The organism is Mycobacterium rhizamassiliense (assembly GCF_900157375.1).
Lineage (GTDB): Bacteria > Actinomycetota > Actinomycetes > Mycobacteriales > Mycobacteriaceae > Mycobacterium > Mycobacterium rhizamassiliense.
Genome location: NZ_LT721901.1, coordinates 1,620,302 through 1,644,786, shown reverse-complemented (window position 1 = coordinate 1,644,786; position 24,485 = coordinate 1,620,302). Strand labels below are relative to the sequence as shown.

General features: G+C 61.4%; 20 protein-coding genes and 1 pseudogene. 13 read left to right on the top strand and 8 right to left on the bottom strand.

All coding sequences use genetic code 11. The features are described from left to right. The first annotated feature begins 5 nt into the window (after positions 1–5). The 7 genes from rpsR (at position 6) to MRAB57_RS07940 (ending at position 9,399) form a co-directional block, all read left to right on the top strand. Complete coding sequence (rpsR, locus tag MRAB57_RS07970) at positions 6–260, top strand: 30S ribosomal protein S18 (protein WP_077087088.1); 255 nt, start codon at positions 6–8, stop codon at positions 258–260. Between the two features lie 32 nt (positions 261–292). Next, positions 293–751: a 50S ribosomal protein L9 gene (gene rplI / locus MRAB57_RS07965; RefSeq protein WP_077087087.1), complete on the top strand. Its 459-nt coding sequence runs from the start codon at positions 293–295 to the stop codon at positions 749–751. Positions 752–1,286: 535 nt separating this feature from the next. After that, a complete protein-coding gene (dnaB, locus tag MRAB57_RS07960; RefSeq protein ID WP_077087086.1) occupies positions 1,287–2,663 on the top strand; it encodes a replicative DNA helicase in 1,377 nt (458 codons plus the stop codon). A gap of 122 nt (positions 2,664–2,785) precedes the next feature. Next, positions 2,786–4,927 (top strand): TniQ family protein, encoded by a 2,142-nt coding sequence (locus MRAB57_RS07955; RefSeq protein WP_077087085.1) that lies wholly within the window; start codon positions 2,786–2,788, stop codon positions 4,925–4,927. Between the two features lie 330 nt (positions 4,928–5,257). Then, positions 5,258–5,971: a TnsA-like heteromeric transposase endonuclease subunit gene (locus tag MRAB57_RS07950; RefSeq protein ID WP_083743337.1), complete on the top strand. Its 714-nt coding sequence runs from the start codon at positions 5,258–5,260 to the stop codon at positions 5,969–5,971. Positions 5,972–6,126: 155 nt separating this feature from the next. Beyond that, positions 6,127–8,319 (top strand): integrase, encoded by a 2,193-nt coding sequence (locus MRAB57_RS07945; RefSeq protein WP_216823731.1) that lies wholly within the window; start codon positions 6,127–6,129, stop codon positions 8,317–8,319. A 3-nt stretch (positions 8,320–8,322) separates the two neighbouring features. Beyond that, a complete protein-coding gene (locus MRAB57_RS07940; protein ID WP_077087084.1) occupies positions 8,323–9,399 on the top strand; it encodes a TniB family NTP-binding protein in 1,077 nt (358 codons plus the stop codon). Positions 9,400–9,479: 80 nt separating this feature from the next. On the opposite strand, the gene MRAB57_RS29115 is transcribed toward MRAB57_RS07940, so the two are convergent. The 5 genes and pseudogenes from MRAB57_RS29115 to MRAB57_RS07920 all read right to left on the bottom strand — a co-directional run bounded on the left by MRAB57_RS29115 (position 9,480) and on the right by MRAB57_RS07920 (position 15,382). After that, entirely contained in the window at positions 9,480–10,499 is a 1,020-nt protein-coding gene (locus MRAB57_RS29115; RefSeq protein ID WP_245835872.1) for a hypothetical protein, read from the bottom strand. 255 nt (positions 10,500–10,754) lie between these two features. After that, positions 10,755–11,159, bottom strand: a pseudogene (locus MRAB57_RS29590) (TniQ family protein); the annotation flags it as partial. 263 nt (positions 11,160–11,422) lie between these two features. Further along, positions 11,423–12,808, bottom strand: a complete 1,386-nt coding sequence (locus MRAB57_RS07930; RefSeq protein WP_077087083.1) for an AAA family ATPase — start codon at positions 12,806–12,808, stop codon at positions 11,423–11,425. A gap of 1,293 nt (positions 12,809–14,101) precedes the next feature. Further along, positions 14,102–14,392 (bottom strand): helix-turn-helix domain-containing protein, encoded by a 291-nt coding sequence (locus MRAB57_RS07925; protein WP_077087082.1) that lies wholly within the window; start codon positions 14,390–14,392, stop codon positions 14,102–14,104. Positions 14,393–14,791: 399 nt separating this feature from the next. Then, positions 14,792–15,382, bottom strand: coding sequence for a hypothetical protein (locus MRAB57_RS07920; protein ID WP_077087081.1), 591 nt, complete (start codon positions 15,380–15,382; stop codon positions 14,792–14,794). A gap of 107 nt (positions 15,383–15,489) precedes the next feature. Here MRAB57_RS07920 and MRAB57_RS28505 point away from each other — a divergent pair, with 107 nt between their 5' ends. From MRAB57_RS28505 to MRAB57_RS07910, 3 genes are all read left to right on the top strand, one after another. Continuing rightward, the gene (locus MRAB57_RS28505; protein ID WP_157900579.1) at positions 15,490–15,654 is read left to right on the top strand and encodes a hypothetical protein; all 165 of its coding nucleotides are present in this window, start codon (positions 15,490–15,492) and stop codon (positions 15,652–15,654) included. A gap of 1,127 nt (positions 15,655–16,781) precedes the next feature. Further along, positions 16,782–17,714: an alpha/beta hydrolase gene (locus MRAB57_RS07915; RefSeq protein WP_077087080.1), complete on the top strand. Its 933-nt coding sequence runs from the start codon at positions 16,782–16,784 to the stop codon at positions 17,712–17,714. Between the two features lie 417 nt (positions 17,715–18,131). Then, positions 18,132–19,082, top strand: a complete 951-nt coding sequence (locus tag MRAB57_RS07910; protein ID WP_077087079.1) for an SDR family NAD(P)-dependent oxidoreductase — start codon at positions 18,132–18,134, stop codon at positions 19,080–19,082. A gap of 76 nt (positions 19,083–19,158) precedes the next feature. Here MRAB57_RS07910 and MRAB57_RS07905 read toward each other — a convergent pair whose 3' ends face one another. From MRAB57_RS07905 to MRAB57_RS07895, 3 genes are read right to left on the bottom strand one after another with little or no spacing between them, the layout of a single operon-like run. Further along, positions 19,159–19,905, bottom strand: coding sequence for a class II aldolase/adducin family protein (locus tag MRAB57_RS07905; protein WP_077087078.1), 747 nt, complete (start codon positions 19,903–19,905; stop codon positions 19,159–19,161). A gap of 24 nt (positions 19,906–19,929) precedes the next feature. Next, positions 19,930–21,120 (bottom strand): amidohydrolase family protein, encoded by a 1,191-nt coding sequence (locus MRAB57_RS07900; protein ID WP_077087077.1) that lies wholly within the window; start codon positions 21,118–21,120, stop codon positions 19,930–19,932. A gap of 54 nt (positions 21,121–21,174) precedes the next feature. Continuing rightward, positions 21,175–22,341 carry an NDMA-dependent alcohol dehydrogenase gene (locus MRAB57_RS07895; RefSeq protein WP_077087076.1) on the bottom strand — a complete coding sequence of 389 codons (1,167 nt, stop codon included), beginning with the start codon at positions 22,339–22,341 and terminating at the stop codon, positions 21,175–21,177. Positions 22,342–22,505: 164 nt separating this feature from the next. Between MRAB57_RS07895 and MRAB57_RS07890 the strand changes: the two genes are divergently transcribed. From MRAB57_RS07890 to MRAB57_RS28500, 3 genes are all read left to right on the top strand, one after another. Further along, the gene (locus tag MRAB57_RS07890; RefSeq protein WP_077090460.1) at positions 22,506–23,333 is read left to right on the top strand and encodes an SDR family NAD(P)-dependent oxidoreductase; all 828 of its coding nucleotides are present in this window, start codon (positions 22,506–22,508) and stop codon (positions 23,331–23,333) included. Between the two features lie 147 nt (positions 23,334–23,480). Further along, positions 23,481–24,236 carry an SDR family NAD(P)-dependent oxidoreductase gene (locus tag MRAB57_RS07885; RefSeq protein ID WP_077087075.1) on the top strand — a complete coding sequence of 252 codons (756 nt, stop codon included), beginning with the start codon at positions 23,481–23,483 and terminating at the stop codon, positions 24,234–24,236. Positions 24,237–24,315: 79 nt separating this feature from the next. After that, entirely contained in the window at positions 24,316–24,462 is a 147-nt protein-coding gene (locus MRAB57_RS28500; protein WP_157900578.1) for a hypothetical protein, read from the top strand. Positions 24,463–24,485: the final 23 nt, after the last annotated feature.

Here is a 24,485-nt window from a genome sequence, read left to right as displayed (position 1 = left end):
ATCGCATGGCCAAATCCACTAAGCGGCGCCCGGCTCCCGAAAAGCCGATCAAGGCACGCAAATGCGTGTTCTGCTCCAAGAAGGGGCAGGACATCGACTACAAGGACACGACGCTGCTGCGCACTTACATCAGTGAGCGCGGCAAGATCCGGGCGCGCCGCGTGACCGGTAACTGCGTGCAGCACCAGCGCGACATCGCGATCGCAGTCAAGAATGCCCGCGAGGTGGCGCTGCTGCCGTTCACCTCTTCGGCCCGATAACCGCCGAACGCTCAACCGAAAGTACGTAAAAGATGAAGCTGATTCTGACGGCTGACGTCGACCACCTCGGTGGCGTCGGCGACACGGTCGAGGTCAAGGACGGCTACGGCCGCAACTTCCTGCTGCCGCGCGGCCTGGCGATCGTCGCCTCGCGCGGCGCGCAGAAGCAGGCCGACGAGATCCGCCGGGCCCGCGAAACGAAGACGATCCGCGACCTCGAGCACGCCAACGAGATCAAAACGGCCATCCAGTCGCTTGGCCCGGTCGCGCTGCCGGTGAAAACCGCGGCCGACTCCGGCAAATTGTTCGGCTCGGTGACCAGCGCCGACGTGGTGGGCGCCATCAAGAAGGCCGGCGGCCCCAACCTCGACAAGCGGATCGTCCGACTGCCCAAGTCACACATCAAGGCGGTCGGCAAGCACCCGATTTCCGTTCATTTGCACCCGGAGGTCGACGTCGAGTTCTCGCTCGACGTCGTAGCGGACAGCTAACTCCGCAACATTTGCTCTCTTCCGGCGCCGCCCTCGACGGGTGGCGCCGGAATTCGTTGGGCCGCTATGCGCCCGCCCAGCGCCCGCTGTGCGCATCCCGCGGCCGCCTGAGCTGGCGAACTATTTCGGTGGTGTCGGCGCGGGGACCTCTTAACCACCCCGTAACGCAAGGAAAATCTGGCCGCAAGACAACACGCCCGACACAGTAACCTGGCCCGACACGCCGAAGAGATTCTTCTCCACACCAAATGTGCAGTGGTGTACTGCCCTTAACAGCAGTGATGTCGCAGCGTCGCGAATTAATCCACAGGTTCTCCACACCCCACTCAACACAGGTGTCGATGGATATGCACACACGATGCACAGTGTTATGAACAGCGGCCCTTTCACCTACCGGCCAGCAACGCTTACGGTCTTCGAGGCGCGAGGCTTATGGGTGTCACAGGCTGGGGGGTGACGGTGCCTTGACTTACGCTCGGAGTGTCAGTCATCGAATGTATGTTCGGGTACGTGTGTCAGAGGGAGGTGTGGGCTCATGGCGGTCGTCGACGATCTAGCGCCTGGCATGGATGCCTCGCCGCCCAGTGAGGATTTCGGTCGTCAGCCACCGCAGGACATGGCCGCCGAGCAGTCGGTGCTGGGCGGGATGCTGCTCAGCAAGGACGCGATCGCCGATGTGCTGGAGCGCGTGCGGCCCGGTGACTTCTACCGCCCGGCGCACCAGAACGTCTACGACTCGATCCTGGACCTGTACGGCCGAGGCGAGCCGGCCGACGCGGTGACGGTCGCCGCGGAGCTGGACCGCCGCGGGCTGCTCCGCAGGATCGGCGGGGCGCCGTATCTGCACACCTTGATCTCGACGGTGCCGACCGCCGCCAACGCGGGCTACTACGCTGACATCGTCGCCGAGAAGGCGCTGCTGCGCCGGCTCGTGGAGGCCGGCACGCGGGTCGTGCAGTACGGCTACGCGGGCGCCGAGGGTGCCGACGTAGCCGAGATCGTGGACCGCGCGCAGGCCGAGATCTACGAGGTCGCCGAGCGGCGAACCTCGGAGGATTTCGTCCCGCTGGAAGACCTGCTGCAGCCGACGATGGACGAGATCGATGCCATCGCCTCCAATGGTGGCGTCGCGCGCGGCGTGCCGACCGGTTTCACCGAACTCGACGAAGTGACCAACGGTCTGCACGCCGGGCAGATGATCATCGTGGCGGCTCGTCCTGGCGTGGGCAAAAGCACGCTTGGACTCGATTTTTTGCGCTCCTGCTCCATCAAGCACCGGATGGCCAGCGTCATCTTCTCGCTGGAAATGAGCAAGTCCGAGATCGTCATGCGGCTGCTGTCGGCCGAGGCGAAGATCAAGCTGGCCGACATGCGATCGGGCCGGATGAACGACGACGACTGGACGCGGCTGGCGCGGCGGATGAGCGAGATCAGCGAGGCGCCGCTGTACATCGACGACTCACCGAACCTGACCATGATGGAGATCCGCGCCAAGGCACGCCGGCTGAAGCAGAAGTCCGACCTGCGCCTGGTCGTGATCGACTATCTGCAGCTGATGTCGTCCGGCAAGAAGGTCGAGTCACGGCAGCTCGAGGTTTCCGAATTCTCTCGGCACCTCAAACTGTTGGCCAAAGAGCTTGAGGTCCCGGTGGTGGCGATCAGCCAGCTGAACCGTGGTCCCGAGCAGCGCACCGACAAGAAGCCGATGCTGTCCGACCTTCGTGAATCCGGATCGCTGGAGCAGGACGCCGACATGGTCATCCTGCTGAACCGCCCCGACGCCTTCGAGCGCGACGACCCGCGCGGGGGAGAGGCCGACTTCATCCTGGCCAAGCACCGCAACGGTCCGACCAAGACGGTCACCGTCGCGCACCAGCTGCACCTGTCGCGCTTCACCAACATGGCGCGCTAGGTGTAGGTGTCGAGATGCAGCGAAGATTGACAAAGTGAGCAGTCTTGTTTAACAAGCCCCACTCGACCCATGGCTTTGCTCAACGAACTTCAGGGCTTTGACGGAGACATCGAATTCCAGCCATGCTTCCAGTCAGAGTTGCACCGGTAGCGGGGGAAGCTGTTGATTCGTGGTTGGAAGCGGTAGCCCGAAGCTTGGATCTGTCTCTCTGCCAATTGTTCAGGCACCTCGGAATTTCACTGCGCAGACAGCAAGCTTTGATTCGTCGGCTGGTGCCGGCCGAGATTGCGCTTCTGGTCGATGCCACTCGTGTACCGGCGCCCGACCTTCTGGCGATGACGTTAAGCCGCTACGACGGGACCGCGACTGAACTCAATGAAAACACAGGGCTCGTAAACCAGTCCTTTCCATTTGCTGCGCGAGCGGGCTCCAGATACTGCCCCGAATGCCTCGCCGAGACCGTTGGCCGCTGGCAGTTGCAATGGCGACTTGGCTGGTCGTTTGTATGCGTGCGCCATCGCTGCTTGTTGGTCGACGTTTGCCCTGATTGTGCACGGCGTCCTAGGAGGGACCCGGCGCAGCGTTTCGCCGTGCCGAGCCTGTGCCCTTGCGGAGCTGATCTGGCTTCCAGCAGCGTAGTCAAATTTCCGGAAGCACACCCCGTCGTCGCGGCCCAACAAATCATTCTTGATTTGATCGAGCACAATCACGCGGACTTCGGAGTCTACGCGGGCAGTGGGCATCGGCAGAGCGCCCGCGAGACACTGCGCGACGTGATGATGTTGGCAAATCGCGCCCTGAGTTACGCCTCGATTTACGACTTTGGCGCAGTCAAGTTCGCGGACCTATCAACTGTGGCGGGTGCTGCTGACTTGGCTGTGACCGGTCCGGCAAGGCAGAGGAGGACAAAGAAGGCAAAGCCGCCCCTGCGTGCCGCTGATACGGCAGTCGGTGTCACAGCTGCAGTTGCGATTCTCCAAGCACCAAATTTGAACGAGGCCGGAGATCGTGCACGCTGGCTGGTCGAAAAACAGAGCGTCGACCGGGGTCCTGGTGAACTGCGGTCGTGCTTCGGCGAGGACTCGATCGCCGCTGCGATCGTGATCAAAGCGCACGCACCTAATATGTCAGCAATCGATCAGTTACGTTGGCGTACAGCATTATTGAAACCGTGTGCCCCCGATCGCCGGAAAGAGGCGCTTAAAAAAAGGGCAACCAGCTTGCCGGCAATGTTATGGCCAGCGTGGCAGGCACAGTTCCCCTCAATAACAGGTGTGCGTAGCTCGAAGCTCAGCCTCGTGGTCACAGCAGCCACGTTGATGGTAGGGGCGGACGCGAGCCCGTCAGATGTTTGTGAGTCGTTGGGAGGTTTCCTCTCCGGCGTTGGGCTCGGTCGCAGTCTTGTTGTGCTTGGCCAATCGCCTCAATGGCCTTCGATCAGGGCTGCGATTTGCCGGCTCCATGAGTATCTGGACAAGGAAGCTTCGCCAATTGACTACCAGCGCAGGCGACAGTTGAAGTACACAGCCTTGCTGACGCGGAGCCGTTGGCGAGCATTGTCTCGAGACCTCGGCATGGCTGCCACGACCGATGAGGAGTGGGCCGCTGCCCGCTACTACCTAATCGAGAAGCTCAGCGGTTCTCCCACTGCGAGGGAGGACCTCGTTGGCTACCGACTCAGTCTGAGCGATATGCGTTACGCCGTCCGAGACTTCCCTCGTCTTATGACGGCGCCTCTGGCGCGTCGATTAGATGGCGAAGCACGAGCGTTCCTCAACCGCAACAGGATCAAGGAGCCGCTCTCGTGGCATCCACCACTCGACCTTATCGCCGACCTCGGGTTGGTGGCGCAGAGTCCGGCTGCGATCGATGTCAACGAAGTCCATTGTCTCGCGGTGGATCGCAAAATGACCGTGAGGAAGCTAGCCAACCAGTTTGATGCTGCGCCGGCCGCCATCCGATATCTCTTTGAACAGCATCCGAGAGCGTCGAAGACCAAGTCGAGACCAGCCAAACCCATTTTGCGTCGACACCGAGCGGTGACGGAGATCGATCGACTCGGTCGCGAACTTGATGAGGCAACCCTGCGTGACCTCTACAGCCGCCAGCGGTTATCCGTGGATAGCATCGCCGACCGGTATGCGACAACGAGGTCCCAGATCGGCAGACTCCGAAGACGGTACGCGATTCCGAGTCGAGCCCGTCCAGGTTGGCCGACAGGTTCGCGCTCGGGTCGGGCGCGTATGCAACACTCGGGCGGGTAACCACGAATGTTGTTGAATAAGATAGCACTACAGAGTGTCCGAGCAGTTTTCTGCGATGTTTCGATTTGCAGATCTGGTGTAGAGCTAACTAAACCTCCTCGGAAGAGGATACCCAAAAATGGTTGAGCCACAGCCGATTTAACCAATGACGGTGTCAAGCCTTTGCCGTCAGCGGTAAACGTTACCGCTGACGGAAATCTGTTAAGTTGTTGCTGCATAACGGATCTTGACGACGCGCCGATCCACGAGCACTATGGCAACACATAACCAAATACATTAGGCCGCTCATCCGCGCGGGCTCATTGCGTATGCGGCAGAGGGGATCTCGCCGTGATCACTCAATGGCTCGTGAGACTATCGGGTTCGAACTCATTCGAGAACTGGGATTGGCGACAAAGGGGGGCGCCGCCGGTCGACGCCCTAGTGTCAGTGCGACGTCCGCATTCGTCGAAGCGGAACCGCCATATCCCTGTTACGGCCTATTCGATGACGAACGGCGATCACATCGTTCTGGAGTCCGGCCTCGAGCACGACCTTCTTCGTCGCGTTGACCGCGACCCTGCTGTCCGGCGAATCACTGCCCAACCCTTCCGGCTCGCGTGGGCGGGATCAACACCAGGGTTTCACATCCCGGATCTACTCACCCTGGATGTCGATGGCTCGGTAACGGTGTGGGACGCACGACCACCGGAAGGTCAGGACGACGAATTTCTCCGGGCCGTTGCGGAGACGCGCGAGGCATGCTCGGCCGTCGGCTGGGCCCACGAGATATTTTCGGGCCTAGAGCTTGTCGAGAGATTAAATCTACTGTGGCTTCATGGATTTCGACGCCCGCCACCATGGCTATGCCGCTATGAAAGACAAATACTGACCGCCGCGCAGGATGGGACGACGATCGAGCAGCTGTTCGCCCTCGATCAGGGTGACGGCGAAGTGATCTCGTGCATCTGGCATCTCGTCTGGACAGGAGCGCTCCGCGCGGACATCACGGCGGTACTCGATCCGAAGAGTTCGGTGGAATGCCCTGAGGCATATCATGTTTAATGCTGACGGCGGTGCGACATTCGGAAAATGTTCCCGCTTCCTCTGTAGCGAAGAAATATTCGTAGTAGTCGACATTCGCGCGACGGCCATCAAATTCAAAAACTCGGCTGGCGAAGTCTTCCAGCGCGCATGGCCAGGTCTGGTCGGGGACTGTCATGGATCCCGCTAGCGGGCGCGTGATCCTCGAAGAAGGGTCGAGGATACTCACCGCGAACGGAACGGCAGTCGTAGTCGCGATCTTGTTGACGGGAGTCACGCTGCAGAACTCGTTCGGTGATACCACTGAGGCCGCGTGGGCGGATCTGACGGAGGTGCGCGCGATCTACGACGGCAGCCCGACACCGGTCCTGGAGCCGCTGCGTCCGCTGTTAGATACGTTGAGCGCCAAAGCCAAAGTCATCGTGATGATGCGTTTAGAGGTGGTTCAAGAGGTGATCACCGGCTTTCGGGATGGGCATCCGCGGTTCCGTCGAGACGGTGAACCGCATCCACCGTTTGGAGAGGGCTTCGGTGTCGCGCTCTCTAAGCGCTGTGCGGCTATGGCGGATCTGCTGAGCCGTGAAAGACAGTGCGACCGCGCAACGCAGCGCCGCGTCCTTGAGGGGGAGCTGAAGCGGGCAACCATCAGCGCCAGCACGGTGCGCAATTGGGTGCGGTCGTTCCAAAGCGAGGGGCTCATTGGCCTGATCGATAAACGGAGTGTGCGCCAGAGCAAGTCGCTCGACAACCTCGATCTGCGGTACCAACAACAAGCCCGCGAAGAGGTCAATCTACTCGACGGCGATAGGTCCACGGTGTCGTTCAAAGAGATCGACCGCCGCGTACGCTACGCACTGCACACCCGCGGTTGCGTCGATCTCCACATCCCGGAGCGGAGTTCGAACGCATTCATCTCGATGCTGATGGGGCAGAGGGGTAAGACGACTCGGGCCCAGAGAAGTACGGCATTGCAAGGAGTCTCGGGGAAGCGCCACTATCCGGCCTTGAGACCCGGCCAAATCGTTGGCATCGACGTGACTCGCGCGGACAACCTCGTCTACGACCCGCTGAGCGGCGATGCTTTCAGCGTCGAGATCGTGACAGCAATTGACGTTGCGTGTCGTATCGTGCCCGCCGTGCGCGTCGTGCCGATGAGCGCTGACGGAATCGACGCGGGGTTGATGTTGTACGACATCTGCCGGCCCTTCTCGCTACGAGTCAGCGGCAATTCCTACGACAATTGGCGCTGGGTGGGAATTCCAGGCTGTGTGGATCTGTCAAACGTCGAAGTGAGGATGGGGCGTCGCCGGTTTGCACCCGACTTCTCTACGCTCCAGGGCGAACACCCAATCCCGTCGGTGTTGCCTGACGCGATGCACAGCGACCACGGGGCCATATTCCTCAGTGATCACGTCACGGCCATTTATCGCCAATTCGGGATCGATCTGCTGCTCACCCGCGGTGGTAAGCCGACCGACAATCCGCACGTGGAGCGGTGGCATGAGACGCTGCAGCGATGTCTGCAGCAGCTGCCGGGCTATAAGGGCCGCAACGTCGCTCAACGTGGGCGACTGGTCGCCGAAGAGCCGTTGCTGACCATCCAAGAACTCCAAGACTATGTCCGCGGCTTCGTTGTGCTGGATTACCACCGCAGCCCGCACTCGGGAATCACTTTGCCCGGCACGGAAAAGCTGCGTAAGTCGGCGCGGCCGGTTATATGTCCTCTCGAGGCGTGGGATGCGATGGTCGAAGCTACTGGTCGGATTGACGTTCCGCAGCGACCAGACCTGATCTACCAATTCCTACCTGTCAGGTGGCTCACTATCGGGCACGCCGGGATCGAGATGATGGATCTGGTTTACGACGCAGAAGCCCTCGACGATTACCGCCATTGCCCTAAGGGCACCTTCAGGAAGGATGACGGCGCAACGCCATTTTTTGTTGACCCGCATGATCTCTCGAGAATCTGGTTCCGGGACCCGACAACCGACCTGGTCAAACCGGTGCCTTGGCGTGGCGCCGACCTAGTCAAAGCTCCGATGGCGCAAAGCATGCTCGATATGGCTCGCCGCGGGGTACGTGAGCGCGGTGGCAACGATGTCCTCAAGCGCAATTCCGCGACGCGCCAGATCATCGACGAACTCGGTCAGTTGATGACGCCTTCGGCGCGAGGCAGGGACGTGCGTCGAAAGAAACGAGCCGCGTCGTGCCGAGTCGGACAGTCACAGATCGACCACAACGAAGCACAGCAGGCGCAGCAAGCGCAAAGAAAGGCAAGCCTTCAACTTTCCCAGGCGCCCGTCCAGGACGAGAGGGTCCCGGTTGACGTGAGGCGGCGGGAATGGCCAAACCTTCTCGATGGAGTTTGACGCATGGACTCGTCGATGTGGCATGAATACTGCATCGCTGCAGATCCTCTCGAGCCAGAGGCCCTGTCACTTAGACGGTGGCGCAGCCTCACCGATCGCGAACGACGTGAGCGGGCCCGCCAGCTAAACCGCTGGCTGGCACGCTTGTATCTGCGTACTCCCGAGCTTGACAAAATCGATGCTTGGCTGACGGAGCTAGTGGACGATAACGATGACGGCGGTCTCGGCGCGAAGCAAGTAGCGGCGCTCGATGGCGTCAATTTCGCGGGCAAGAGCACATTTCTAGTGCGCTGGGCGCGCCGGCATTACCTCAGTCGGATCACAGACTACGAGACCGATCGTCGGGGGCGACCGGTGAGCCACACAGTGCCGGGTATCGAGGAGGATGTCAGCCCAGTGGTTTGGACGAATCTGCAATCCAAATCAAAGCAAGCGAAGGTCGACTCAGCACACCTCAACTTCTTCGACCTTCCCGGCGACGGCCTGGAGCGTGAAGTCACCTATCGCGCGATAAAGACTCTGAAGCGGCACGGCGCCCGAGTTGTAATCATCGACGATATCCACTTCCTCAAGACGGCGAGAGCAGCAGATGCTCAAGAGGTACTGGATCACATCAAGCACATAATCACCGAAATCGGCAACTTCGGAGCAACGTTGATCATCGCCGGCGCCAATCTCAGAGATATCGATTTAATGGTCGACCCACAGATCCGGGGACGGTTAGAGAGCAGAACGATCCCCGTCTATGCAGCTGGGAGCGAGGCAGAGCAGCGCCAATGGCAAGGAATCGTAAGGGATTACGAGACTGCTCTCCTGCCTCATCTGCCAGCGGGTAAGCCTGGAATGCTATTTACAAAACTCGCTGGAGAGCTTCACTACCGCACCCAGGGTTATCTGGGTGATCTTCGGACGTTGGTTCGCAAGGCCGCCTTCGCCGCAACGCTCGATGGATCGCATGCCATTCGTCGAACCCACATCGACGAGGTAACCCTGGGCGATCGTGCAGAGGCTGACAAAACAGCCAAAAGCGCCAAGACAGCAGAACCGCGGCCCGTTTCGCCGTCGGCCGCCCGCAATTGATCCGTGGGGAGCAGAGCCCCGGGTTGTCGCTAACAACGAGCGGGCTGCGGAACCGCGGGGCGCGAGGTGGTTTGGATCCGTCAGGACAACAGAACCAGGCTACGCAAGCTTTCCTCCGCGTCTCGCGGCAATCTCGCACGAAAGGATTGGTAGGAGTCTCTGCGGCGTTGCCCCACCATTGTTGTCGACACCGGGCCGCTGGCCGGCCAACCCTGCGCAACCTCCCACCACAGCCACGTAATCGCATACGGCAGCGAGGTCGCGCGCCGAGGCGGAGAGACCGACATCCGCCATCGCTCGAACCAGACATCCGTGTGATCGGCAAGCCACGTGACTCGACGTTCCCGATGTCGGTAGTCGCGATCGGGAGGCAGAACTGTTAAGGCCGCACTCACCCTGCGCGCCAGATCGTCTGGAGCAATGCGCATGCGCTGGCTTGCAGCGCGAGCAGTTCGGATACCGAGAATCGACGGAAGGCCGATACCAGAAGCCGCCAGCGCCCACGTACTCCCCGGCCGCACCACCCTCGCTAAACACAGAGACACGTACAGACGAGCAGTCCACTCGTAGCTTCCTAACGTGCCCTTGAAGAAGTTGCGGTACACCTCGACGTCGATCATGTGTGGAATAGCTTCGAGGGGAATCGAATTCGAACGCGTGGAGTAGTCGACGCGGCGGCCTGCGCCGCGTCGATTAGCCAGCGTGGCCGCCACCAAGCGCCGCATGATGGGGGATCGGGAAGTGCGATTGTCGATCCAGTTGCTCGGGCCGCCCGGCGTATGAGCAATAAGCTCTAGCCACGGGGCCAGCAGTTCGGCACCTCGCTCGACTGTCGCTTGCTCGAAGATCTGCCCGGCCGCGCCAAGTGCCTTACCACGGGCGAGTGCGCTAAACGGTGGACTGAATCCCCAACGAGGACCGCGCAGTTCAGTGCGGCGCGTCGCAGCTTCAGCAGCGAGATGCTCTGTCCAATCGGACAAGCACGCACCACGGGGCGTGGTCGCAAGGTGCAGCAGCAAGGTAGCCAGATGCCGCAGCTCGGCTAGGTAGGTTTGAGGGCTGGTTGATTCACAGAAGATTGTATTGGGCCGGCTGCTCATAGCTCCCGAGATGGCCGAGGCGGTCGTCACCACATCCGGGGGAGCTGGCGACGCCACGTGCGCGAGCGCGGAGTGGCGGCAGTAGGCACGGAGTCCGATTTGGTTGCTGCAGGGCTCATCGGGTCCGATGACAGGACGTAGTGGTGAGTACCGCCGGAGACGGAATCGATTGCCACAGCCACGGCAGCTCTCTGTGAGGAGGGTCTTGTGAATGAGACAGGTCGTGACAACGGGCAGTCGCCAGCTCAGTTGCCAGACGTGGTCATGCGCGAGGCACTGTGGGCATATCTGCGATCCGGTGTTTGGAAACCAGCCTTGCGCGACGATCTGACGGAAGCTGTGCCGATCCAGGGGATCGAAACCATCGAGCCACAAAGGCAGACCGCCGCCGAAACGGTTCAGAGTGGTGGCGTCTAGCATCGCCGTTGTTGCACCGCTGATTTCGGCTACCCGGGTCACGAAGGAGTGTCCTGGTTCGATCAGCAGAAAGAGCGGAGACTTTCTCGGGCATTCATTCGCGCCGCGGAGGATCTTGAGGAGTTGAGAGGTCCGAAGGGCGTTCGCACCGGCTAGGCGCTCAAGGTACCCATCGAGCGCCTCTCCCGAGGCTGGCAGAACTCGACTAGGCAGCAACGAGATACTCCTGCCTGCTGGCGGCATTGACGACACGTGTTCGCACAGCTGCCGGACTTTGATCAGCACGGCGGCAAACTCAGCCCCGGGAGTGCTCCCAGGCTTCTCGGTGGGCCCCGGGAGGGCAAGTCGGGGCGACTCCTGCGCGGCAAACTGCGCTCCCAGCGCGGCCGGTCATTACCCGTCGAGCCGGCTCTTCGGTCAAGCCACTCCCGAGGCTTGAAATCTAATGTACTACTAGTAGTGAAAATGTCCAGTCGCCTCTGATGCGCGCTTCGAGCGCGTACCTGTTAGAGATATGTGCCAGTCGGAGTTTCAGGCCGGTAGCGGCCGCGTCCGATTTCGGCGAGGAGGGCTTCGGTACTGACATGTGGGTCGACGCCGGTGAGCACGGTCCGGCGCACCAGCTCGCGGATGTCGCTTCCGCTCGTGTGCTCCGGAAGTGCGGCAGCAACCGTGCCGGTGTCGACGTTCCCGCCGCCGGGGAGGTCGCGGAGCAGCGCGGCCAGGATGCGGGCCGAGGCGCTGCGGTCGGGGTGCCCGATCTCGATGACAGAGTCGAAGCGGCCGGTCCGTATCGCGGCTTTGTCCAAGGTTGCGGCGTCGTTGGTGGAGGCCAGGGTGAGGATTCGCGAGTCGGGCCGAATATCCATGGCGCCGAGTAGTTCTGATAAGCCGGCGCTGGGGCCGGTGGCGCGGTCTCGGCACCAGAGATCGAGATCCTCGAGAACGAGCAGTATTGGCCCACCGAGTTGCTGGGCTTCTTCGACGACGGCGGTCAGGAGCTGAACGCCGGCTTTGGCCTCGACGTAGATGACCGTGAATTCGCCGACGACTTCGTTCGCCACTACCGCGCTGACGGCGGATTTGCCGGTTCCCGGTGGGCCGCACAGCAGTACACCGCGCCGAGCTCCTAGCCCGGCGGCGTTGAGGAGCTCGTGGCGATCTCGCACTGCCGCGACGGCCAAATTGATTTCAGACCAGACTATTTCGGGCACGATGACGTGATCCCGGGTCGCTAGGGCGGGCAGATCAATCACGGTGAAGTTGAGGCCCTTGACCGCAGTGGCGCGGACCGTTCGGCCGCGAAAGGGATTGAAGTCCGCTGCGCGCGCGGTTAGCCGGTCCAGAATTCCGCGGGCAGCGGCTTGATCCCGCTGTAGCGTGCAGACGCTGACCTCGGGTGCCCGCAAAACACTGTCACGTGTTTCGATCCCAATGACGCATCCGATCGCAGCAATTGTTCCCGCGGGGAAGTGGATCTGGAGGCACTGGGGGTGGCGGTAGGTTCGCCGGCCGACCTTCGTCTGAGTCCATGACGGTGGCTGTGTGTGCTCACCGGAGCCGATCTCGCAGGATGCCCCGTGGTCTTCGATCCATTGCGCTAACACCAACGCGGTCGTCAGCCGTGATACCGCAGTGAGCGCGCACTGTTCATCGAGCAACTGGCTGCCGTCGTTGACGCACAAGCAACGCAATGCGAATTCTTCTGCTGTCTCGGTAGTTTCGGCATGGTCTCCGACCCCGATCAACAACTCCCCGAGGGCATGCAGTGCCTGGCCGACACCAGGGTCGAGACCACGCAGCCATTCAGCCACGTCGGTGACGGGCCGGCGCCGCTCTGACGAGTCGACTGGTGTATTGCCGGCCCCCGGGTCATAGTTCTGGGATTTCATGTGCTCCTTGAGATCGTGGGATCGGTTATGCGATAGGTCAGGGGTTCGCAGGGCATTTATTAGCAGATCGTTCAGTCTCCGGCTTTTACGAATCTGTCGGACAAGCGATCTCGGTTATCGACACGATGTGAGAGGAGCGACGCCAGTGCTCTGCTCGGTCAGGCTCGTTCGGATCGTCGAAGAAGACCAGTGAGGTGGAGCCGACGTGCGGCCAACGCTCGACACGGGTAATCGGCATTGGTTGGTTGTCGTAGTCGAATGATCCCGAACGACTGAGGGGCCGAGGCATACGCGTGTAGGTCATCGCATCGAGATCCCACACATGGGTGCTGCCTTGGGTCTCAACGAGCCAGCAACCGCCCATTCCGGGCGCCAGCGCAGCAACTTGCTGCAGCGCTGCCTGATCTGCCGGCGCTGGGATCTGACCAGGCCTAGGGCCGCTCACGAACGAACATGGTGATCGTTCGGTGGCCGGCTTGCTTTCTCAGGCAGGAAGGACCGCGGTGAGACGCCAAACAAACGGGCTAGCTGATCGACCATCACGATAGTCGGCGCCGCTTCGCCTCGATATAGGCGGTAAATCTGCGTCTGTGAGGGCGCAATTGAAGGAGATTGCTGTGCGAGCAGCTGCTGGACAGCGAGCGGGGTCAGTTTTCTGGGCTTTGTCTTTTTATCGACCCGCTGAATACGGTGCCGCGCAGTCAGCTCGTGGAGGCGATGAGCGAAGAACGTGACAACCGGAGAGCAAGACGATTGATTGGCGGCTGGTAATGGCGCTTTGTCCTTCTTAGGCAACTCGACTTCAACTCCTCCGGGTGGCAGTTGATCTATTACTACTAGTAGTGATTAGAAAATGCAATCGGGGCTTGGGCAGGCGGATGTTTTAGCTGGCTCAGGCGCCGCGGGTGACATAAAAAACCATGCGAGCTGGCATGAGACGGGCTGCGCGGCGACGCCGGTGTGGGTGCCAGAGAGAGTTCCCTGTGAGGGAAAACTTGCGACCGAACTAAGTGAACGCTCATTTTTAAAATGGGTGTAAAAATTTCCTGCTTCAACTTCAGGAATTTCTCCCTACCTTCGTGGTTACGAATGGCAGGGGAAGTTAATTGACTGCACTCCAGCAAACTTCTTGACCTAAACTAAGATTGAACAGCGCCAGCTAAAAGACTTGCAACCGTGCGCCATTAGACTTCGTAACGACGCTTTTCTGCTAGCTTTACCAGCAAAAGTTCAGCATAGCTACATAATTGAAAATGTCTAATTGCGATCGGCCATTTAACTTCGACAGAGGAGTTATTGCTTGCGTCGCCGCCGAGGGCGGGTCGCGTCTTCTGGCGGCAGTAGATCGCGGGCTTCGACGCCGAGTGCTTTGGCGATGTCGTAAAGCCGCTCGAACAGAAGGCCGCGGCGGCCGTGCTCGACATGGAGGATCACATTCAAGCTCACGCCGGAACTATGGGCGAGTTCCTCCAGCGTTAGGCCGCGCTCGTGGCGGAGGGCATGGATTTTCGCGCCGACCGAGGCCCTGTGACGAGCCCAATTCTCCGCCTTGGCGGGGTCAGTTTGGCTCGGACGGGTGGGCACTCAACAAGTACCCATGGCCACAGCAAAATAGTCATCGCTACTAGTAGTGAAAAATTCGAGGGCTAGAACGCCCGCGCATGCGGTCTTGGGAAACATAACTCCGGTTGTGCAGGTCTCTTGCCGCGGGAAACGTATTCTGCTGCAACGACTTTCCGTGGAGATGTCGCGGTACTGTGACATCACCGCCCCAGCATAGGTACCTAGGAGCGCATGCGACTGCAAAGAGTTGGATCGACGGCGGAACGATCGCGGTCCCGCGCGCCATGAACTAGCAACCCACGCGGGTGTCGATCGGCCGGGGCTCGGTGCGCGGTCTGAACCGCTTACGAGACTTGCCCGGCGCCCGGCGGAGATAGCCGCGTCAGGGCGCGGGCACGCAGCAGCAGCTGCGGGTCGCTCCTAGCTGGCGGCCCACCTACCGATCTCGACGAGCTGCAATACCGGCTCAACCGGGCCACCGCCACTGAGCCACTCCAACACCGCGCTCTCACGTCCGGAGATGACGAGGGCGTCTCTTGGAATCAGCAGGAAGCCCGCAACAGCCGCCGGTTGCAAATCGGCCGGCAACGCCGGGAGTACCCGGTCGAGGTGGGGGATCAGCGACAGCGAGGAGCTTCCCCCAACGCGCACCTCGATGAACTGAGCCGCCGGATAGATCCACGAACCGTCGGCCTCGATGGCCCATAGGGTCCGCTCTCTGCGCCGTTGTCGAATAGCGCACTCGCTGACGCCAAGGCCCAACGCGACTTCAGCATCTGAGTAACCGGTCCTGATTAGCCGCGCGATGCTGGCGGCTACCTCAACCACGGATTCGGCATCCGCCCCGGGAGCTGACACAAAGCCCACGCTGTCGAGCAACCGGGCCGCATCTCTAGTCAGAGAGGCAGACCCATGATCCCGCGTCGGCAGCGTTTTGAGCGCAGAAATGATCTCCGCTCGACTCAGATCGAAACGGTCCCGAAGCAGTGCATCAAGTTCGTCAGCCGACATGGGCTTTCCAGCGCTCGAGGGCAACACCCGCAAGCGTAGCCCCGACCGTGAACACTGAGCGGCTTGCTGGTTTGGTGCGCGAAATAACTCCATCTACCGTCGGATCGGTGGGAGAGAACGTGCCTGAGCTGGCGCAGCGCATCACCGACTACGCCGCGTCAGTACACGAGGCGAACAAGCGCACGCTAGACCCGATCATCGTCGAGTTGATGCCAGATCGCCAGCGGATAATTCTTCAAGATTCCGGTCAGCCCAGGCCTGACCAAACGTGACGGCATGGGGGTATTCCTGCAGCCACCGATGGTGCACGTTGCAGCGCCGACGCATGTCCTCAACATCCACGCAATCCATACCTCAGAAAGGATAGACCTGCGCCGGCCCGCACCGTCATTCTCGCGAAGAGCCGGAAAACGCTCGGCAACGCGTTCACGATGCCTTGGGACTTCGAAACGTTTGTGTGGGGCCTTATTCCGCGCCGCGGTTACACGGGATCGAACGACGCAATGAGCTAGGTGCCGTTACTCTCTTTCATGCCGACCTTGACGGCACTGGCCGCGAAGGCCCCCGCCGGGGTCTTCCTTGCCGACAGATCGCCCGGTTATTCGGCATCCAGTCGCACAGGTAATAGGGAGCAGCAAACATGGGGGCTACGCAGTCAGCCGCGTGGCTTAAACGACAACGGGGATGCGCCCCAGCCCAAACCTACGGAGGACGACATGAGCGGAACAGATCGTGAGGAGTGCAAGCCGTGTGAGCACACGTTGAACGTCCACGGGCCGAGCGGATGCCACAAGAAAGCCACCGGATTCGAGGGCGCATACCGATGCCTTGCACCTACTTTGAGCCGCGAAGAAGCCCTTAGGCCGGATACACCGAAGAACAACTCGATGAGAGTTAACGGTATGGGGTATTTCGGCTTTGAGGACGACCCGCGGAGGCGGTTCTCCGCTACGTCGCTATGCGACAGCGGCAAAGACAAACTCGCGGTTTAGTCACACCGGCGACCGGTTTCGCGTTGAAGCCGCTCGCTGCTGGGCATGGCCCTCCTCCATGCAGTCGAAGCAGTCCAAGCAGGTTCGGGAGTGCCCTACGATGGAACAGATATTTGGTTCAAAACGATAGGTTCAACATGCCATCGGTGTTAGCTTCAGAGCTCGTCAAACCCTCAGTCGCGGGGAGCCTCGGGTGTGTGCAAGAAGGGGCGGGTCAATGCCGCCGTTTGATCGTGGGATTCCGTATTCATCGGTGCTGCTCGACGGGCGTCGTGTGGCGTGTGGCGACATAGGTCCGCCCTGGTGTGGGATCACGGTGGATTGAGTTTCGGTCTAGATGCCACGGTGATGGACGATCAGATGCTGTCAACAGGACTGCCTTCTGTGACGTCAAACAAGGAGTTTCGATGACTGAGGACCCCACGGGTCTAGCTGAGATCGATCCATCGCTGCGCACCGTCGCTCGGTTTTTGCCATATAGGAAGGGTCTGTTCGCACGTCATCTCCGAGTCATGCGCACAGGAACGGCGTTGGCACGACGAGTGCTGGCGTGCCGTGATTGCGAGGTGGTCGCGGTGTCCTCGACGGCCAGCGTGCGAATTCGCCGGCCACCTGGCCTGGGGAAGATGCCGCCTGTGGTGCTGTGGATCCACGGCGGGGGTTACGTGGCGGGATCTGCGGTGTTGGAGGACCGTGCGGTTCGCGCGATGGCCGCAAGAGTTGATGCATTAGTGGTCAGCGTTGAGTACCGGCTGGCACCCGAACATCCCTACCCCGCTGCACTCGACGATTGCTACGCCGCACTGCAATGGGTGGTTGCGCGCGGCGACATCGATTCGCAGCGCATTGTTGTCGCCGGTGTGTCCGCGGGCGCAGGGCTCGCGGCCGCGCTGACACTGCGCTGTGTGGATTCCGGGCTGGTGGACTTGGCTGGGCAGGCCCTGATGTGTCCGATGCTCGACGATCGGACTGTCCACCGAACAACTGTGGCCGGCGCCCGAGGATGGACACCCGAAGATAACGCTTTCGGCTGGCGTTCATACCTGGGCAGCGAACCCGGAATCGAAGGCGTCAGCGCCTATGCTGCGCCGGCGCGACGCGAGAACCTTTCCGGTCTGCCACCCACATGGGTCTCCGTGGGCACCGCCGATCTATTTCATGACGAAGTCGTGCACTATGCCAACAGGCTTCAGTCAGCAGGAGTATCCACCCGACTGGAGATCATCCCCGGCGCATTTCACGGCTTTGAGATCGCCGCGTTCCACACCACCCTCGCACGACAGCTCACCGCAGCCCGCAACGCCGCGATATGTGGATTCTTCGCGATGCAACCGGCATAAAGGCCGTGACAGCGGCCACGAAATTTCCGAACGGCTAAATGTTGCCACTGGTGGCCGTCGATTCCCCGTAGGTGGCCAGATAGCTAAGCCGGCGGCCATCTGTCCATGCTGACCTACCGGACCGGTCCAGCGTCCACTTGCAATCGTGTCCTCGACGCACGTGCCGCAGACAAATACAACCGTCTCCCCGGATACCCGTCGCCTAGAGCGCGTGAACACCAGGCGGAAAGGTAGCGACGTCAGCCGCGCCGCATAGTTGACCAAATATATGTTCCGGCCTAGGTTGTGCTCGGACTCGATTGGTGCGGCCGACGTGTTGTCGTGCGACGACCAAACGGGAGTGCGACCTCCTCGATTTCGTGGTTGGTCACTTCCGACGATGAGCAGTACACGACCGCGAGAGGGAGGAATGGCTGAGTGATTGATTTCAAGGATCAAGTGGCGGTAGTCACGGGGGCGGGTCGCGGTCTTGGTCGGCTCTACGCCTTGGACTTGGCGCGGCGGGGAGCCTCAGTGGTGGTCAATGATCTCGGCGGCACGATGCGCGGCGAGGGAGCGGACTCCAAAGTCGCAGACGAGGTCGTCGCGGAGATCAGAGACGCAGGCGGTACGGCGGTAGCGTCGTACGTCTCGGTGGACAGCCCTGAGGGTGGTGAGGCGATTGTGCAGACCGCAGTCGAGCACTTCGGACGGCTCGACGCAGTGATAAGCAACGCCGGCATCTTCAACAGCATCGCGTTCGACGAGATGACGCCGGCTCAGTGGCGGCAGATGCTGGCGGTTCACTTGGACGGTGGGTTCTATTTGAGTCAGCCGGCTTTCAAGGTGATGAAGAAACAGGGATACGGCAGATTCGTGTTCATCTCATCGTCGGGCGGAATGTTCGGGCAGCATCTTGAAGCACATTACGGTGCCGCGAAGGCGGGACTGATGGGGCTGAGCAACATCATCGCCCTTGAGGGAGCCGACCACGGCATTCTTTCCAATACTGTGCTGCCCTTTGGGTTCTCGCGCATGGTCACCGAGACGGTGGACTCGAACACGCTTGAGAACTTGGGGCTTATGAACCTGATCGGCCCAGAGAAAGTCGTACCCATCGTGACCTACCTAGCTAGTCGCGCGTGTGAATCCAGCCATGAGAATTACTCGGCTTGCGCGGGCCGGTATGCGCGCGTCTTTGTCGGGCTAGGTGATGGCTGGTTACCCGACACCGAGTTCGCCGCAACAGCAGACGACATCGCCGCCAATTTCACCCAAGTCACAGGTACTGAACCGTTCACCATCCCCGGCAACATCTACGAGGAACTCTTCTCTGTCGTAGGTCGGCTCGGCGTTGACTTGTCGGGAGGCGCCACCGGAGACGAATAGCGAAGCGGCCGACCGATTAAAGTGAGGCTGGACGCCGGATCACTTCCGAATTGTTAGATTTGGAACAGCCGGGACATCAGGGCTCCGGGGCGTCGAGCAACGTCGGGTCGGCGCGCAGCTCCGCGCGGACCGTGGCCTCCCAGAATCCTCGGAAACCGTCGCCGTCGGATCTGCGGAACTGCTCACTGAACCAAGCCGGCAATGGCGAGTCCAAGACCCCACCGGCGGCGCGCACGTACCACGCGTTGCGGCAGCGCTGCTCGAGCGCGACCGCCCGCTGGTGGACAGCCCGAACGGTTGAGCCAAGCACGAATACGCCGTGCCCGGCGAGCAGCGCCAAGTCGGCATCTCCCAGAGCGGCAACGGTTTTGGCGGCCGCCTCGGAACTGTTCACCGATCCCGCGTACTCGTCGACGAGCACCAGTTGGCCGCCGCCGAGGCTCGAGCTCTGGTCCATTGCCGGTGGGATCTCGCGCATGTCTCCCCACACCGTGCCGTAGAGGGGGTGGTTGTGCATCGCCACCCGCACGTCGTCGCGGGCCCGGTGCAGTTCGAGATGAAGTGGAATCCCCAGTGGCACGGGCCAATCGCCCTCGATGAGGTTACCTTCGAGGTCAATGCGAATGATGTCGCACGGGCGGATCTCGTCCCAGGTCAACAACCACGGATTGCACAACAGCGTCCCGTCGCCGAGGCTGATGGTGATGTGCCCGGCAAGATGGTCGTTGTAACCCTCTCGCCACAGCGTGCGCGCCAGCAGTACGAGCTCCTCCTTCGGCTTCAGGTCAGGGATCAGCTTGTCCGCGGTCGGCGTGAAGGTCATGTCGGATGTCCGTACGTCTCGGCGTTAGAGGGGTAGAACGACGTCGGGCAGCGGGCAGCGATACAGATTGGCGGCATTCTCACTGCACATCATCCGAAGCTCGTCGGCGGGTATGTCTCCCCAGTGCTTCTCGATGATGGCCTGGGTATCGGGCCACGTGCCGTCGCCGTGAGGATAGTCGGTTTCGAGCATGATGTTTTCGACACCGATCACATGCCGCAGCGCGATGGTGGACGGATCGTCGATGGTGCAGAACCAGAAGTTTCTGCGCAGCACGTCTGCTGGGCGGATATCCCAGCCCAGCCCGTAGCCCGAACGGTCCACGATGTTGTCGAGGCGATCGACCAGCATCGGCACCCATCCGATTCCACCTTCGCTCATCGCGATCTTGAGAGTCGGGTGATCCAACGGATACCCCGACCACAGCCATTCAGCGCAGGCGCCCAGCGAGAGCTGACCGAACATGGTGGAGCCGAGTTGGAGCATGGGCGAACCCGGCGGCGATGGGTAACCACCCGAGCTGCCGACGTGTAACGAGATAACGGTGTCCGTTTCTACGCAGGCTTCGATGACCGGGTCCCAGTAGGCGCGCTCCCAGAGGCTCGGCAGTCCAACAGCGTGCGGACGCTCCGGCAGGGTCACCGACGTGAATCCGCGTGCGGCGTTGCGCCGGATCTCGTCGGCGGCTTCCAACGGATCGCTCAGATACACGATTCCGCAAGCGATAATCCGGTTGGGGTACGCCTGGAACCATTCGGTCCATAACCAGTCGTTCCACGCCTTCACCGCCGCTTTGCCGACTTCAACGTCCTTGGCGTGCGCGAACACTCGACCGCAGAACCCGGTGATCATCGAGGGAAAGTTGAGCATCGCCCAGATACCGCCGAGGTTCATGTCCGCGACTCGCGCGTGGATGTCGTAACAACCGGGGCGCATCTGGTCGAACCGGAACGGTTCAATGTTGACCGTCTCCTGCCGGCGCCCGGCCACGGCGTTCATCCCGACCTGGGAGTAGATCGCTCCTTCGAATTCCCACACCTGCGCCCCATTCGCGGCCTCGATGATCTGCGGGCCCCTGGATCGCAGCTTCGCGGGAAGGTACGTATCGAACAGGTGCGGGGGCTCGACGACGTGATCATCGACGGAGATGACGGTGTACTTCACCTCGCGCGGCTGAGGGTCCGGTAGGAACAATTCAGGATCGAGAACGGTCACTGCGGGTACCCCTATGTCAGATGTTGACGACTCGCCGAACCCAGCGACGGACACTCAAATGGGCTGAAAGTCGATGACGCCGCGGATGTTTCGGCCGTTGCGCATATCCCTGATCGCGTCGTTGATCTGCTCGAGCTGGTAGCGGTGGGTCACCATCTCGTCGAGTTTTAATCCGCCCGACTGGTAGATGGACAGCAATCGTGGGATGTCGGCTCGGGGGTTCATCCCGCCGTAGAGGCATCCCTTGAGTTGTTTGTTCGAGTAGATCATGTCGGTGAGGATCATCGGGACCGAGAACTCGGCCAACGGGACAATGCCAATGAGGACGCAGGTGCCCCCTTTGCGGGTCAACATCATGGCAACCGGGATCAGGTCGGTATGGACGACGCCGGCGGTGACGACGACTCTGTCGGCCATCAGACCGCGGGTGAGTTCGCGGACCAGTTCGATCGCCTCTGCCGCAGACGGGCTGGTGTGCGTCGCCCCGAACGACGGAGCGGCTGCGCGTTTGGATTCCACGGGGTCAACCGCGATCACCTGTCTGGCGCCCGCGGCGCGTGCCCCCTGGACTGCACTCATGCCCACACCACCGACGCCGATCACGACAACGGTGTCGCCCGACTCGGTTCCGGCGCTGACTGTGGCCGACCCCCACCCGGTCGTCGCGCCGCACGACACCAGCGCGCCGGCGTGAAACGGGATCGATTCATCGATCTTGACGACGGATCGCTCCGAGGCCACGACATATTCGGAGAACGTCCCGACCTGCATCATCGCCAGGAGGGCCTCATCGCCAAGGTGGCGCCGCACGGTGCCGTCGGTCATCTCCTTGTCGTTCAGGTGGGCCCCGGCGTCGCAAATATTGCTCTGGCCGGTTACGCACCATCGGCAGCTGCCGCACGCGGGGATGAACGACATGGCGACGTGGTCGCCCGGTTTGAGACTGTTGACACCCTCCCCGACTTCCACGACCACGCCGGCACCCTCATGCCCGCCGATCAACGGAAACGTGCTCGGCATCGGCGAACCGGCCGCACGCATCATCTCGACCATGTCCTCGCTGGGCACGGTGTCTCCGGTGGCGAAATGGTCATCGGAGTGGCAGACGCCCGCTACCGACATCTTCACCAGAACCTCACCGGCATGTGGCGGATCGAGGTCGACTTCGTGGATCTCCCAATCCTTGCCGACGCCTCGAAGTACGGCTGCCTGACACTTCATTGTGCTGCTCCTCGCCGGAGTTACCCAGATACCGTCACATGTAATATAGCGTCCGCAATGTAATATAGCGCCTGCAATATTCTCGGTGGGCGATCCTGTGCACACATCGTTAAGACGACTCGTCGTCGGTGGGTGCTGACACGTGCAGAGCGAGGAAGCGCGAGATGATGGGCACTACGGCGGGCCGGCACGGTCGAGTCGCAGTCGTCACCGGCGGTGCGAGCGGTATCGGACTAGCGTTCGCACGGGCCTACGCCGCGAAGGGTGCGCACGTGGTGATTGGCGACATCGACGAGGCGGCGATGGAGCAGGTGCGTGTTCAGCTGTCAGAATCTGGCGTCGCCGTGGACTGTGTCCCGGTTGATCTTCAAGTCGCCGCGTCGATAGCTCACCTCGCTGAGGTGGCTACCGGCTTTGGCGCGCTTGCCGCGGTTTGCCTCAACGCCGGCGTCGCTGCCAGCGGCACGCCTGTATGGGAAACCCCGGACGACATATATGAGTTCGTCGTCGGGGTGAATTTGGACGGACTCTTCCGCAGCATCAAGACGTTCGTCCCGATACTGGTGAACCAGGGCGTGGCCGCCGACCTGGTTATCACAGCATCCATGGGTGGCATGGTGGCGACGGCCTACGGCGGCGCGTACGCCGCCAGCAAGGCTGCCGCGATTGCCCTGGCGAAGTCCTTGCGCGTGGAACTGAGCACGTTGGCGCCCGCGATCAGGATCGCAGTGCTGAATCCGGGGGTGGTGGCGACCAACCTCATGCGAACGTCGGCGGCGCGGCTGCCTAGTGAAACCGCCGTGTCCGTCGAGCTGGTGGAGGGCTCGCATGACTTCCTCAACCAGACGGGGGTCGAGCCGGACGTGGCTGTCTCGTGGGCACTGCGCGCCTTGGAGGACGGCACCTTTTGGGCGCTGCCGCCTCCGGAGGACCCGTTCGCGCAGATGCTTGCCGCCGAACATGCCGAAATTCGCGGATTGAGTTCATCCTGACTAAGACGGCGTCTATCGAAGAAACGTTGATCCCCACTGCCTGTGAGCGGTTGATGCCGCAAACCCATGTGCGCGTTGGCGTTCGCGCGCATCTGATGCCGCGACGCCGCGGGTAGAGGGGAGTGGGCCGTGTCGAACACAACACTGATGGAGCTATTCGACCTCACCGGAAGGACGGCGATCGTGACCGGCGGTACCCGCGGCATCGGCCTCGCCATCGCCAAGGGTCTCGTTGCCGCCGGCGCCAACGTGGCGATCGCCAGCCGCAAGGCTGACGCCTGCGAACAGGCGGCGGCGCTTCTCAACTCGTCATCGACCGGAAACGCCATCGGGGTACCCACGCACATGGGCGACCTCGGGGCGATCGATGCCCTGGTGAACAGCGCTGTCGGTGAGTTTGGTGGGGTGGATATCGTTATCAACAATGCCGCCAATGCTTTAGCGCAGCCGATCGGCCAGATCACTCCGGCGGCCTGGGCGAAGTCGTTTGCGGTCAACCAACAGGGTCCGGTGTTTCTGGTTCAGTCCGCCTTGCCGCATTTGCAGCGCAGCGAGCATGCTGCGGTACTGAATATCGTTTCTGCGGGCGCGTTCATCTTCTCGCCCACCACGTCGATGTACGCAGCGGCCAAGGCGTCGATGGTGTCTTTTACTCGTTCCATGGCCGCCGAGTTCGCTGCCGAGGGCATCCGCGTCAACGCCTTGGCTCCAGGGGCTGTCGACACCGACATGGTGCGGGGTAATCCACCCGAGTTCGCGGCGGCGTTGGCCCGCCGCGCGCTGCTCAACAGGATCGCCACCGCCGACGAAATTGTCGCGCCAGCTTTGCTTTTGGTATCCGACGCGGGGAGCTTCATCACCGGTCAGACGCTGCTGGTCGATGGAGGCATGGTGGCGCGATGAGGCCCGTCTACCAGCATCCGTGTCGGACTATTAGTCCGTCATGGATGCTCGTCGCTTCGCTACATCGATGGTGGGCTTGATGACGGTGTTCGTTGTGTCCAGTGGCGGCGGCCCGCTGAAAAGCGTTCTTCGCGGCTCGTTTACGAGCTCGCATCGCCGGCTGGTGAAGGTTGCTGGACTGTCTTCGCTGCTGACCGCGTCATTGACGCAGTACGACAGCTATTGATCTAATAGTCCATCAACAGTTCG